Genomic DNA, 14,067 nt, shown 5'->3' with positions numbered 1-14,067 from the left:
CCTATTGTATTAAGCAGTTAATTAATCTGCTTGCTTACGTAAAAAAGCTGGGATTTCATAGTAATCAGCCCCTTTATCAAGCATGGTTTTTGCCTGTGGAGAGCTATCAGCACCTAATGTAGGGGCTGGTGTAGCCTCACGTGAACTACGGAATACCCGTGGCAGATCATATTGACTGTAATCAACACCGCTAGTGGCTGGCTGAGCAGCCATGACAGGCGCACTACCGGCACCTGTCATTGCCAAACCAGCACTAGTGTTCAGAGCTGAGTCCAAGCCTACTTTACTCATTGCCGCTGATGCGCTTGCTGGAGCAAAGCTGTTTAAGTCAGCCATGGTTGGCATCGCATCATGTGTACCTGTAGCTTGTCTCCAAACCACTTCTGGTTGATGGCTTTGACGCGCTTGTGGGTTATTCAAACCAGTAGCCACAACAGTAACGCGTAAAGCATCACCCAAGCTTTCGTCGTATACGGTACCGAAGATCACAGTGGCATCATCCGCTGCGTAACCGCGAATCGCCGCCATCACTTCACGAGTCTCAGACAATTTAAGTGAACGACTAGCAGTAATGTTGACCAATACGCCGCGCGCACCAGACAGATCCACACCTTCAAGCAGTGGTGAAGCAACAGCAGCTTCAGCGGCTAAACGTGCACGATCCATGCCAGAAACGGTTGCCGTTCCCATCATCGCCTTGCCTTGCTCGCCCATCACTGTTTTCACATCCTCAAAGTCGACGTTGATCAAACCTTGAACGTTAATGATTTCTGCAATACCTGAAACAGCGTTATGCAATACATCATCGGCGCATGCAAATGCCTTATCAAACTCAGCATCTTCACCCATCACTTCAAATAGTTTCTCATTGAGAACCACGATCAATGAATCTACATATGACTCGAGTTCAGCTGCACCATTCTCGGCAACCTTAAGACGCTTGACGCCTTCAAAATCAAATGGCTTGCTAATTACTCCAACAGTCAAGATACCCATCTCTTTGGCAACCTGAGCAACGATTGGGGCTGCACCAGTACCTGTTCCACCACCCATACCAGCTGTGATGAATACCATATGCGCACCTTGCAATGTATCTGCAATACGTGCACGTGCCTCTTCAGCAGAAGCCGCTCCAATTTCAGGTTTTGCGCCAGCACCGAGTCCGCTAGAGCCTAGTTGCAAATTCACAGATGCCTCAGAACGCTGTAAAGCGCCAGCATCGGTGTTCATGCAAATAAACTCTACGCCATTAACACCGCGACGAATCATGTGCTGAACTGCATTACCACCTGCACCACCAACTCCAACCACTTTAATAATGGTTTTGCCGGCTGTTTCTTGATCTAACATTTCAAATTCCATATACCCTCCTAGGTAATAAGTACTACATTGACGACGACGAAAAACTTAAAAATTTCCTGCGAACCATTCCTTCATGCGCGAAATCACACTTTGCAATGCGCCTGACTGAGATACTCGACGACCACGCAACAACTGAGCCTGGCCTTCCATTAATAAACCGATGCTGGTAGCAAATCTTGGGCTACGTAAGACTTCGTGTAAGTGCCCACGATATTCAGGCGTACCGATACGTGCAGGACGTAAGAAGACTTGCTCAGCAAGCTCCACCATGCCTGGCATTAAAGAAGTTCCACCAGTGAGCACGATCCCTGAAGACACCATATCTTCGTAACCAGAATCACGCACCACACCTCGCACTAAAGTGAACAACTCTTCAACACGTGGCTCGATCACTGCAGCTAAGGCTTGCTTAGACATTGGTCGCGGCTCGCGATCACCTACACCAGGCACATCAATCATGGTGGTCGGGTCTGCCATATCTTGACGAGCGATGCCGTACTGAATTTTTAAATCTTCCGCATCAATCGTCGGGGTCCGCAAGGCCATTGCAATGTCATTGGTAATTTGATCGCCCGCAATCGGAATCACCGCAGTATGGCGAATGGAACCTTGGCAATAGATTGCGATATCAGTTGTGCCGCCACCAATATCGACCAAGACAACGCCCAACTCTTTTTCATCTTCTGTGAGCACAGCCAAGCTTGATGCGAGAGGTTGCAAAATTAAATCATTGACCTCTAAACCACAACGACGGACACACTTCACAATATTTTGTGCAGCACTAACAGCGCCAGTAACAATATGGACCTTTACTTCAAGACGAAGTCCGCTCATTCCGATTGGTTCGCGAACATCTTCCTGTCCATCAATAATGAATTCTTGGACAAGAATATGAAGGATTTGCTGATCTGTTGGAATATTGATTGCTTTAGCAGTTTCTAAAACACGCTCGACATCACCAGCACTAACTTCTTTGTCGCGAATAGCCACCATACCGCTAGAGTTAAAGCTGACAATATGATTTCCAGCAATACCGGTAAACACTTGCACGATCTGGCGATCAGCCATGACCTCAGCCTCTTCAAGCGCTTTTTGGATGGATTGGACAGTAGCCTCAATGTTGACAACTACACCCTTCTTCAGACCTTTGGACGCAGTTTGGCCGACACCAACCACATTAAATTGGCCATCAACCCCCAATTCAGCAACCAAAGCAACTACCTTGGAAGTTCCAATATCTAATCCGACCAATAAATCACGGTTGTCTTTACTCATTCTCATTCCTCATTGCTTCTGCTCGCTTTTCTTACCGTCTGCTTCATTCTTTTTCAAACTTGCCGAAGCAAGATGTACTGCAAAACCATTTGCATAACGCAAATCAATTGCATCTACGCGATTAGCCCACCTCTCTTGAACTTGTGGCCAATACTTAAATAGGCGCGCTACACGATCCTCGGTTAATGTTTTATCGGAGTTCTCTTCATCCCTACCGAACTCCACCTTCATTCCATTGGATAACTTCACATGCCAGGCATAGCGCTCAGAGAGGGTTAAGCTTTTTACTTCTGCACTCCAGGGCTTAAACCAGGCGTTCGCTTTTTCGTACAAGCGCATGACTTCTTTGCTTGCATCTTCTGGCCCCGAGAAATCAATCAAAGTAATGCCATCCCCCACATCAGAAACACGGCCAGCAAAAAGCTCGCCATGAGTATTCATTAAGGTATGACTATCAGCCCCACCCCAAGTACCAAATGGTTTTTGCTCTTCAATACTCACAATCAATCCGTTAGGCCAGACTCTGCGAACATTGGCATGACGAACCCATGGCATGGACTCGAAGCCACGCTTGACATCTTCTAGTCTCACGCTGAAAAAATTACCTTGGACAGTTTCCAAAACCTGTTGCTTCACCACAGGCTTATTAATATGTTTGAGGGTTTCTCCAGCCACCGGCTCTATCACCACTTGGCGCAAGGCAAAGACTGGGCGCTGACTTAACCACACCAAAATTCCAACACAAACCATGACTGCGAAACAGCGCATTAAGAAACGGCTCAGCTTTTGCATGCGTTCTGCATGATTCCAAAGCGGAGATGCCAGTGAAGCAAACACTTCACCGAAGCCGTTTAAGAAGGCGCTCATCCGACTCATGATTGCGCAGCCCCTTTACTATTGAGTGTCTGAGCAATAACCCAGAGAACCAGTTCTGCATACTCAACACCAGCCGCTTTTGCCGCCATAGGCACCAAAGAATGCGAGGTCATCCCTGGAGAAGTATTCATTTCTAAAAGATAGGGTTTTCCAGTCTGCTTATCCAGCATCACATCAGCACGACCCCAAGTCTTGCAGCCGAGAGCGCGATAAGCAGCTAATGCTAGTTCTTGAACTGCTTGATTTACCTCCGGTGCTAAGTCCGTTGGGCACAAGTACTTAGTCTCATCAGAAAAATACTTATTATGAAAATCGTAGTTAGCTTCTGGTGGAATAATTTTGATCACGGGCAAAGCTTCAGCATCAGCACCAAATCCAACCAATGGGCAAGTCAACTCATCACCAACAATACAAGTCTCAGCAATAACCTTCTTATCCATTCCTGCAGCCAACTTATAAGCAGCAGGCAATTCCTCGACTGATTTCACTTTAGTTAAACCAAGTGAAGATCCTTCATGTGCGGGTTTAACAATCAATGGCAAACCTAAGTGCTTCACTACAGCATTCCAGTCGCTGTCAGCTTTCAATTCTTCAAATTCTGGGGTTGAAAGACCGCTACTAAGCCAAACCAGCTTGGTTGCAATTTTGTCGATTGCCAATGCAGAGGCTAATACGCCGCTACCGGTATAAGGCAAACCCAAGAGCTCAAGCAATCCTTGGATAGTGCCATCTTCACCGTAGCGTCCATGCAAGGAAATAAAGATGCGGTCAAATTTTTCATTTGCTAATTCAGTTGGGCAACGTAAGCCTGGATCAAAGGGGTGTGCATCAACCCCTTTAGAAAGCAAAGCCTCTAAAACGCCACCACCAGACATTAATGAAATCTCACGCTCGCCAGAACGACCGCCAAGCAATACACCAACCCGACCAAGAGATTGAACATCTAAGTTTGCAAGCTCTTGCTTAACTCGCTCACCCCAAGAAAGTAAATGTTGATTTTGCTTAGACATGTTTTGCCTCCACTAATACATGAGGTAAGCCAGAGATAGAACCTGCGCCCATCGTGATTAAGACATCGCCATCACGCAATAAGGTACTGAGTTTTTCTGGCATTTCCCCTACGCTTGGGGCAAAAGCTACAGCCGCACTATCTAAGGAGCCATTTACAGTCTTATCAACAGAGAGAGCTGCCTTTATGAGGCTTTGACCATCTGCACCTGGAATCTTTGCTTCGCCAGCTGGATACACCTCAGTAAGTACAAGTGCATCAAAGTTTTTGAGGACTTGCACAAATTCACCAAAGCAATCACGAGTTCTTGTGAAGCGATGGGGTTGAAATGCCAATACCAATCGACGATCTGGATAAGCACCACGTGCTGCAGATAAAGTAGCTGCCATCTCAACAGGGTGGTGGCCGTAATCATCTATCAAGGTGAAGCTTCCACCAGATGCCAAAGGAATTTCTCCATATCTTTGGAAGCGACGACCAACACCACTAAATTCAGATAAAGCTTTCACTATGGCTTCATCACCCACACCTAATTCAGTAGCAATGCCAATTGCCGCCAAGGCATTTCGAACATTGTGCAGACCAGGCAAATTCAATTGCACTTCTAGGCGACCCGGTTTATTGCCATGGCGACGTACTGTTTTACGATCCACCGTAAAGTGCATACGCGTACCCTCAGCACGCACATTGCTTGCACGAATATCTGCATCTTCAGATAAGCCATAACGTAATACTGGCTGAGATACAAACGGAATAATGTCTCGAACGTTGGCATCATCAATACAGAGCACTGCCACACCATAAAAAGGCATGCGCTGAATAAACTGAACAAAAGCCTGCTTCAATCTCGCCATGTCATGCTGATATGTATCCATATGATCAGCATCGATATTAGTAACTACTTCCATCGCTGGAAATAATTGCAAGAAAGAAGCATCAGACTCATCTGCCTCGACCACAATAAAATCACCCTGACCTAATCGTGCATTAGCGCCAGCAGAATTTAACTTGCCACCAATCACAAAGGTTGGATCTAAACCGCCTTCAGCCAAGACTGAGGCAACCAAACTGGTTGTCGTTGTTTTGCCATGAGTTCCTGCAATCGCAATACCCTGCTTTAAACGCATGAGCTCACCCAGCATGACAGCACGCTGAATAACGGGAACCTTAGCTGCGCGAGCAGCTAGCACTTCAGGGTTATTTCCTGCAACTGCGGTAGAAATCACTACCGCCTCTGCAGTACCAATATTTTTAGGATCATGCCCAATATGAATTACTGCACCCAAATCTTTTAAGCGCTTAGTAGCGACACCTTCCGCCAAATCAGATCCTGATACCTGATAACCCAGATTCAGCAGCACTTCGGCAATACCGCTCATGCCTGCGCCACCGATACCAACAAAATGTATTTGCTGAACGATATGTTTCATATACCCACTCCCGCACAGTCTGCACATACTTCAGCCACACGCTGAGTTGCATGAGGCTTAGCTAAAGCATGAGCACGCTCAGCCATTACTTGTAAATCTTGGCGATTAAAGTTTTGAATCATGGACGCTAGATCCTGTGGATTGAGATCTTGTTGTGGCAACAGAATGGCTGCATCTGCATCCGACAAAAAACGTGCGTTTGCAGTTTGGTGATCATCAATCGCATATGGAAATGGGATTAAGCAGGATGCAACGCCACATGCAGCGATTTCTGAAACAGTCATTGCGCCCGAGCGACAAATGACAAGATCTGCTTGAGCGTAAGCGGTTGGCATGTCATCAATAAAAGGACGAATATCAGCATCAACATCTAAGTCAGCATAGCGCCGCTGTAGATCTGCAAGATGCTTTTCTCCTGCCTGATGAATCACAGATGGACGCACATCTTTATTCATTAGCGCCAAGGCTGATGGAATTACTTCATTTAAAGCAGCTGCGCCCAGACTCCCACCAACTACGAGAATCGACAAAGGTCCAGTGCGCTTTTCATATCGTTTAGATGGTGCACCTAGACTTTCAAATTCCTCACGGATTGGATTGCCAACCCACTCAGCTTGAGCCATCGTATCCGGAAAACCAGTTAAGGTACGCATAGCAATTTTGGCTAAAGCACGATTAGCACTTCCTGCTACAGAATTAGCCTCATGCAGAACCAATGGCCTCTTCAACAACTTGGTCATCAAGCCGCCTGGAAATGTAATGTATCCACCCATTCCTAAAACTACATTCGGTTTAATGCGGCGCATGATCTTTAAGCTCTGAAGACTGGCTCTTGCAAGATTAAATGGCAACATCAGTTTTGCTTTGATGCCCTTGCCACGCAAGCCGCTAAACTCAACCGCCTCAAATGGGAAGTCACAAGCCTTTACCAGTCGATACTCCATACCGCTCTGATTGCCAAGCCAGGATACATTCCAGCCACAAACGCGCAAATACTTGGCGACTGCCAGGCCCGGAAAAATATGCCCGCCAGTACCGCCAGCCATAATCAAGATGGAAGGCTTGGTCATAACTTACCTCCCCGCATCAAAATTCGGTTTTCATAATCAATGCGCAGGAGCATCGCCACTGCAACGGCATTCATCAAAATCCCTGAGCCACCATAGCTAACCAAAGGAAGAGTCAAGCCTTTAGTTGGTAGCAATCCTAAATTCACGCCCATATTGATAAAGGCTTGCCAGCCAATCCAGATCGCCACACCTTTAGCGGCCAAGCCAGCAAAACTGCGATCTAACTGCAAAGCAGTGCGGCCAATAATGAATGCGCGGCGTACGATCCAATAAAACAAAAAGATCATCACAACTACACCTACAAACCCAAGCTCTTCACCGATGACCGCCATGATGAAGTCAGTATGGGCTTCAGGAAGGTAATGTAATTTTTCAACGCTGCCACCCAAACCTAAACCAAACCATTCGCCACGACCAAACGCCATGAGTGAGTGGGTTAATTGATAACCTTTGTTTGCCGCATTATCGACTTGCCATGGGTCCATAAATGCCAGCATGCGACCACGACGAAATGGTGAGAGCGCAATCATGATGGCGCCACTCAATAGACCAACTAATACTAGTCCACCAAATAATTTTGCGTTGATGCCACCCAAGAATAAAATTCCAAATGCAATTAATGCAACTACAACGAACGCACCCATGTCTGGCTCAGCCATTAACAGGCCACCAACCAATGCAACTGCAATACCCATTGGCAACATGCCCTTCACGAATGAGTGAAGATACTCTTGGCGCTGCACCGTGTAACTTGCGGCAAAAATCACTGCAGCAAATTTCATTAATTCAGATGGCTGGAAATTCATAAGGCCCAATGGGATCCAACGCTTAGCACCATTTACCCCTTTTCCAACACCAGGAATCAGTACCGCAATTAATAGCAGAACTGTAAAGCCGAAAATGATTGGGGAATAACGATCCCAAACATGGGTTGGGATTTTGAATACCCAAATTGCAACACCAATCGCAATGGCTAATGAAATGCAATGGCGAATCAGGAAATAATTACTGCTGTAGTTTGCATACTTAGGGCCATCTGCCAAAGTGATGGATGCAGAGTAGACCATCACCAAACCAATCAAAGCTAAAGACAATACTGCCCAAACTAATAGCTGGTCATAATCCATCATGCGTGAGCGAGTTTGCTCAACACCAGAAACTGCATCTCTCAAGCCACTTCGGAAATTATCTATTCCACCTCTGGAAAAATTCCAGAAGCGACCAAGGCCCAATTTATTCTCAGGAAAAAGTTTTTCCTTCAAACTCATGCATGCGCTCCTTCGAATTGCATTCCCAATTCCTGAACTTCAGCCACAAACGCTTCAGCACGCGCTACGTAATCACTAAATTGGTCAAAACTGGCGCAAGCTGGTGAGAGCAAAACGATATCGCCAGACTGAGCTTGTTTTGCAGCTTCGGCCACCGCGTTTTGGAGAGTCTCACTCATGACAAATGGCACTGAATCAGCCAAAGCCTCAGCAATAATTGGGGCATCTTTACCAATGAGGAAAACACCTTTTACAAAACGTAGTGCAGGATCACGTAAGGGGCTAAAGTCTTGTCCCTTACCTTCACCACCAGCAATTAACCAGATCCGTTTACCAGACTCATTGGCACTTAGGCCATTTAAGGCGGCTACTGTGGCCCCTACATTGGTACCCTTGCTGTCGTCCACATACTCAACATTAGAGACAATTGACACACTTTGAACGCGATGCGGTTCACCATGGTAATCACGTAAGCCATGCAACAGCATATTCATCGGTAAACCAGCTGCTCGTGCCAAAGCTAATGCAGCTAGTGCATTTAAGGCATTGTGGCGACCACGAATACGTAAAGCATCGGCAGGTATTAAACGCTTGAGTCTTAATGGCTCGTCCTCTACAGCAGCAGCTTTACGACGACGCTTAGGTTGAGGCTCAACATCCTCATCTACCTCAGCCCAGACCAGCCAATCAATTCCACCGGCACGCAAATCATGTTCAATGCCAAAAGCACCCTGCTCATCAGGACGACTTGCACCAAAAGTAATGACTGATTTATTGGTTTTTTGCTCATCAGTGAGCAAATTCATCACCAGCGAATCATCACGATTCAAGATGCAGATAGTGTCTTGTCCAAAGATATTGGCTTTTGCATCAATATAGGCCTGCATATCCCCATGCCAGTCCAAATGATCTTGAGTAATATTTAATACGGTAGCTGCCGTTGCATTAAAAGTACTTGTATATACCAGCTGGAAGCTGGAGAGTTCCAATACCCAAATCTCTGGCATATCGGCAACTTGATCAGACTCATCCAAGCAAGACATCAGCTTATCTAAAGCGGCTGGGCTGATATTGCCAGCAACAGCAACACGCTTGCCAGCACGCTCACACAACTGCCCTGTTAGAGCAGTCGTTGTTGTCTTTCCATTAGTTCCAGTGATAGCCAATAGAGCTGGCTTATATTGAGTTTCTTCAACCTGAGCCATGCGATCTAATGCAGCAATCGCTCTCGCAAAGAACTCCAACTCTCCCCAGATATCAATATTAGATTCTTGCGCCTTAGCCAAGAATGAAGCGATTGGCTCTTGCAGTGGCGATAGACCAGGGCTAATTCCAATAACATCTACATTCTTTAAAGTAATGTCATCCAGAGGTCCAAAGAATGCTGCTTGAAGCCCTGCAAATTCAAGATCAGCTAACCAGGCTTTTTGTCGCTCATTTAACTGTTCGCGATCACGCGTATCAGCCAGGCTAACTTTAGCGGCGTTCCGTAAGCACCACTTAGCCATGGCATAACCAGACTCTCCCAATCCTAGGATTAAGAAATGCTGAGGCGCCTGATAGCCCCCATCATCGATGAGCGCCGGGTTAGCGAAGGCTTGATCTAAGTTATGCATATTCTTTGGCTTACCTTAATTTCAGGCTGGAGAGGCCAATGAGGACTAATAAAATAGTGATGATCCAGAAGCGAACTACTACTTGTGTTTCGCGCCAGCCACCTAATTCAAAATGGTGATGCAGTGGGGCCATCCTAAAAATACGACGGCCTTCTCCAAAACGCTTCTTGGTGAATTTGAACCAAAATACTTGAAGCATTACTGACAGTGTCTCTGCTACGAAAATGCCGCCCATCACAAAAAGCACGATTTCTTGGCGAACAATCACTGCAATAGTTCCAAGTGCGCCACCCAAAGCAAGTGCGCCAACATCACCCATAAATACTTGAGCAGGATGGGTGTTGTACCAAAGGAATGCTAATCCCGCACCACCCATGGCACCACAGAAGATCATGAGCTCACCTGCACCAGGAATGTAAGGAAATAACAAGTACTTTGCGTAAATTGCATTACCCATGACATAAGCAAAAGCACCTAGAGCGGCACCAACTAATATCACCGGCATGATGACTAGGCCATCAAGACCATCAGTTAAGTTCACAGCATTACTACTACCAACAATTACTAAGTAACTCAAAATGATGAACCCCATAACACCTAAGGGGTAGCTCACTTCCTTCATAAAGGGAATTAGTAAGTTTGATTTAGCTGGCAGATCTAAGGCAAAGCCACTTTTAAGCCAATCAAAGAACAGCTGCAATACTTTGAAGTTATTTACTTCCGATACAGAGAAGGCCAAATAAATAGCGGCAAATAATCCAATCAACGTTTGCCAAAAGAATTTTTCTCTTGAGGCCATGCCCTTAGGATCTTTGCGCGCTACTTTGCGGTAGTCATCCACCCAACCCACCAAGCCAAATCCAAAAGTCACAATCATCACAATCCAAATAAAGCGATTACTCAGATCAGCCCATAACATGCAGGAGATAAAAATACCCAAGAGAATCAATACGCCACCCATTGTTGGGGTGCCTGATTTCACTAAATGGGTTTGTGGACCATCTGTACGAACAGCCTGACCCATCTTTAATGCGGTCAACTTCCGAATAACCCACGGGCCAGCCGCTAAACCAATTAGCAAAGCTGTCACAGTTGCCATCACCGCTCTAAAGGTGATGTAGTTAAAGACTCGGAAGAATCCAAAATCATCCTGCAACCATTGCGCCAATATCAAGAGCATGCTTTAGCCTCCTCTAATAAGGCCTGTACTACACGCTCCATACGCATAAAACGAGATCCCTTAACCAAAATATCTAAGTGCAACTGCTTGTCTAACTCTTGACCTGCCAGTGCCAAATTAAGTTCTGCGAGCAAGCAATCCAAAGTTGTGAAATGAGTAGCTCTACTAGTGGCTAAAGCCTTCTCATATTCATTAAATCCTTGCACCGCGAATTTGCACTGCTCGCCGATAGCAAACAACTTAGAGATACCTTGCTCAGCAGCGTAGGCACCGACTTCCTCATGAAACGCAGGGCCTTGATCACCTACCTCACCCATATCGCCCAGTACCAACCAAGAATTATTTCCAGACTGTTTGAGTGCATCAATAGCAGCTCTCACTGAATCTGGATTGGCGTTATAACTATCATCAATCAAAGTGCGTCCAACATTTAAAGGCTTTGACTGCATGCGCCCATTTACTGGAACAAAAGATTCCAGGCCGGCCTTAATCTGCTCCAAACTTAAGCCAGCCCCCAATGCGACTGCGCTGGCCGCTAATGCATTGCGAACATTATGGTTTCCCAATGTATTCAGCTGAACCTCAAGCTTGCCAAGATCGGTTGAAATCTCAATTCGCCCACTGGCCAATAACTTACCAACTACAGCAGCTTTGGTTGAAGCGGAATCTGTAGACAAAGCAAAATCAATCACCTTGCGGCCTGCCGCGGCTTGATGCCAAACAACAGAAAATTCAGAGTCCGCTGGAAATACCGCAACACCATCCGCAGGAAGTGTGCTCAAGGCAGTGGCATGTTCTTTTGCAACTGCTTCGACAGTCGACATAAATTCCTGATGCTCGCGTTGCGCATTGTTAATCAGGGCAATATTAGCTTGAGCAATGACAGCTAGTTCAGCTGTTTCCCCAGGATGATTCATGCCTAGCTCAATTACTGCCAAGCGATCGGTTGCTCTCATGCGAAGCAAAGTTAAAGGGAGGCCAATATCGTTATTGAAGTTACCTTTAGTAACCAGAGTGTGCTCTTCACTGGCAGCTGCCTTGAAGATTGAAGCAATCATCTCTTTCACAGTAGTCTTGCCATTAGATCCAGTTACTAAAGCCACTGGAATAGAAAACTGTGCACGCCACGCCTTTGCCAACTCACCCAAACCCTGTTTAACATCCTGGACACATACCGCAGGTAAGCTTTCTGGGCATGCTGTTTTATCACTAATCAGGGCTGCACTTGCTCCTGCTGTTGCCACATCACCCAAAAATTCATGTGCATTGAAACGATCGCCCAACAAAGCAATAAATAATTCGCCGGACTGAATCTGGCGGCTATCGCTGCCAATATGAGAAATAGAAATTCCTTCAGCAGACTTTGCATCAGCATGAATTAACTGACTTCCTGGCAACATGGCATGCACTTGAGCAAGCGTAGTCATGGGTGTACTCATAAGCTACCCCCTGCCGCCAAACGAATATGCTCTTGATCTGAAAAATCAAATTTTTTGCCACTAATTTCTTGAGTGGACTCATGTCCTTTGCCAGCAACCAGAACAATATCTTTGATATCGGCATGTCTTACCGCGGCCATGATGGCCGCAGCTCTATCAGGCAGCGCTTGTATATTTGATAGGTCGCCTGACATACCAGCTTCGATCATGGCAATAATAGAACCTGGATCTTCAGATCGGGGGTTATCACTCGTAATCACAATATGATCAGCAAACTCTTGCGCTGCACGACCCATTTGGGGGCGCTTACTAATATCTCGATCACCACCGCAACCAAAGACACACCATACTTTCCCGCCGCGTTGATTTGCAATGGGGCGTAATGCAGTTAATGCTTTAGTAAGGGCATCCGGTGTATGCGCATAGTCCACAACAATTAATGGGCCTTCAGTTCTTTGCATTTTATTCAAACGAATCAATTCCATGCGACCAGGAACAGGGCTTAGTTTGCTCATACGCTTAGAGGCCTCGCTCGGACTCAAGCCTTGAGACAACAGAGCAGTCCAAACAGCAAGGCAATTACTTAAATTGAATTCACCTAATACCGCAAGCTGGACAGCGCTTGATCCCAAGCCATCAAGGTTGAATTGCGCTTCATAGCCTGCTGTCGTCAATACGGTATTTTGTGCATGAGTGCGTTTCAGACGATCACCAAATTTTTCAAACCCAGTAAATGCATTACCGCTTAATGCGTAGCCCCATACTGCTGGGCCGCCAACAGCAAGCAGTTTCATTGCTAATTCACGCCCAAATGCATCATCAAAATTGATGATGGCATTTTTAAGTTGAGGTAGCTGAAACAGCTTAGCTTTTGCCTCTGCGTACTCACCCATCGTGCCGTGATAATCCAAGTGATCTTGAGTCAAATTGGTAAATACAGCCGTACATACATCCAAGCCAGCAACCCGATCTTGATCAAGTGCATGGGAGGAAATTTCTATAGCGACTTGCTGAGCGCCTTCATCAAGTAATTCTTTTAATTGAGTTTGTAAGCGGGGTGCATCTGGGGTGGTATAGCCAGTCTGAATTAATGCCCCTGGAAATCCAGTTCCCAAGGTTCCCAGCACGGCGGCCCGATGATTGGGCTCATCTAAAGCTTGCGCCAGCCATTGCGTAATACTAGTTTTGCCATTAGTACCGGTAACGCCAATAACATTGAGCTGTTTACTTGGGTAGTCATACCACTCAGCACAGAGCTCTCCAGCCAAGTTAGATAAGCTTTCAATTGCAAAACACTCTGGTCGATCCAGGTACTCATTAGCAACCCCATCGGCAGGATCAAATACCACTGCTGCTGCACCATTTGCTAAGGCAGCCGCAATGTAATCACGACCATCACGTAGGGCATTGCCATGACCAACAGGATATGCAAAGAATATATCGCCAGATTGAATTTGACGACTATCAGCAGTAACTTTTGCATCCGCTGATGTGAGATCACGTAAATGAGAGATCAAGAGATGGGGTTCAATATTAACCATG

11 protein-coding genes are annotated in these 14,067 nt (G+C 46.1%); all 11 read right to left on the bottom strand.

The genetic code is table 11. The annotated features are described in order from the left end of the window. Nucleotides 1–21: 21 nt before the first annotated feature. The 11 genes from ftsZ to A2X74_RS09640 are packed head-to-tail and all read right to left on the bottom strand — an operon-like array spanning nt 22 to nt 14,066. The gene (ftsZ, locus tag A2X74_RS09690) at nt 22–1,362 is read right to left on the bottom strand and encodes a cell division protein FtsZ (protein WP_293624521.1); all 1,341 of its coding nucleotides are present in this window, start codon (nt 1,360–1,362) and stop codon (nt 22–24) included. 45 nt (nt 1,363–1,407) lie between these two features. After that, a complete protein-coding gene (gene ftsA, locus A2X74_RS09685) occupies nt 1,408–2,637 on the bottom strand; it encodes a cell division protein FtsA (RefSeq protein ID WP_015420351.1) in 1,230 nt (409 codons plus the stop codon). Nucleotides 2,638–2,646: 9 nt separating this feature from the next. After that, a complete protein-coding gene (locus A2X74_RS09680; protein ID WP_293624523.1) occupies nt 2,647–3,513 on the bottom strand; it encodes a cell division protein FtsQ/DivIB in 867 nt (288 codons plus the stop codon). Beyond that, nucleotides 3,510–4,523, bottom strand: coding sequence for a D-alanine--D-alanine ligase (locus A2X74_RS09675; RefSeq protein WP_293624525.1), 1,014 nt, complete (start codon nt 4,521–4,523; stop codon nt 3,510–3,512). The genes A2X74_RS09680 and A2X74_RS09675 overlap by 4 nt, the downstream gene beginning before the upstream one ends. Next, complete coding sequence (gene murC / locus A2X74_RS09670; RefSeq protein WP_293624527.1) at nt 4,516–5,952, bottom strand: UDP-N-acetylmuramate--L-alanine ligase; 1,437 nt, start codon at nt 5,950–5,952, stop codon at nt 4,516–4,518. The genes A2X74_RS09675 and murC overlap by 8 nt, the downstream gene beginning before the upstream one ends. Further along, nucleotides 5,949–7,022 carry an undecaprenyldiphospho-muramoylpentapeptide beta-N-acetylglucosaminyltransferase gene (murG, locus tag A2X74_RS09665; RefSeq protein WP_293624529.1) on the bottom strand — a complete coding sequence of 358 codons (1,074 nt, stop codon included), beginning with the start codon at nt 7,020–7,022 and terminating at the stop codon, nt 5,949–5,951. Before murG ends, murC begins: the two co-directional genes overlap by 4 nt. Continuing rightward, on the bottom strand, nt 7,019–8,290 hold the full coding sequence (gene ftsW / locus A2X74_RS09660) for a putative lipid II flippase FtsW (protein ID WP_293624531.1): 1,272 nt from the start codon (nt 8,288–8,290) through the stop codon (nt 7,019–7,021). The genes murG and ftsW overlap by 4 nt, the downstream gene beginning before the upstream one ends. Beyond that, nucleotides 8,287–9,906, bottom strand: a complete 1,620-nt coding sequence (gene murD / locus A2X74_RS09655; RefSeq protein WP_293624533.1) for a UDP-N-acetylmuramoyl-L-alanine--D-glutamate ligase — start codon at nt 9,904–9,906, stop codon at nt 8,287–8,289. Before murD ends, ftsW begins: the two co-directional genes overlap by 4 nt. A gap of 10 nt (nt 9,907–9,916) precedes the next feature. Then, nucleotides 9,917–11,086, bottom strand: coding sequence for a phospho-N-acetylmuramoyl-pentapeptide-transferase (mraY, locus tag A2X74_RS09650; RefSeq protein WP_215302422.1), 1,170 nt, complete (start codon nt 11,084–11,086; stop codon nt 9,917–9,919). Next, on the bottom strand, nt 11,077–12,525 hold the full coding sequence (gene murF / locus A2X74_RS09645) for a UDP-N-acetylmuramoyl-tripeptide--D-alanyl-D-alanine ligase (protein WP_293624535.1): 1,449 nt from the start codon (nt 12,523–12,525) through the stop codon (nt 11,077–11,079). Before murF ends, mraY begins: the two co-directional genes overlap by 10 nt. Beyond that, nucleotides 12,522–14,066, bottom strand: coding sequence for a UDP-N-acetylmuramoyl-L-alanyl-D-glutamate--2,6-diaminopimelate ligase (locus A2X74_RS09640; protein ID WP_363925352.1), 1,545 nt, complete (start codon nt 14,064–14,066; stop codon nt 12,522–12,524). The genes murF and A2X74_RS09640 overlap by 4 nt, the downstream gene beginning before the upstream one ends. Nucleotide 14,067: the final 1 nt, after the last annotated feature.

The sequence above is a fragment of the Polynucleobacter sp. GWA2_45_21 genome, assembly GCF_001830325.1.
Taxonomy (GTDB): domain Bacteria; phylum Pseudomonadota; class Gammaproteobacteria; order Burkholderiales; family Burkholderiaceae; genus Polynucleobacter.
Note: the sequence above shows the minus strand (reverse complement) of the source record. Positions and strands in the feature narration are given on the sequence as shown.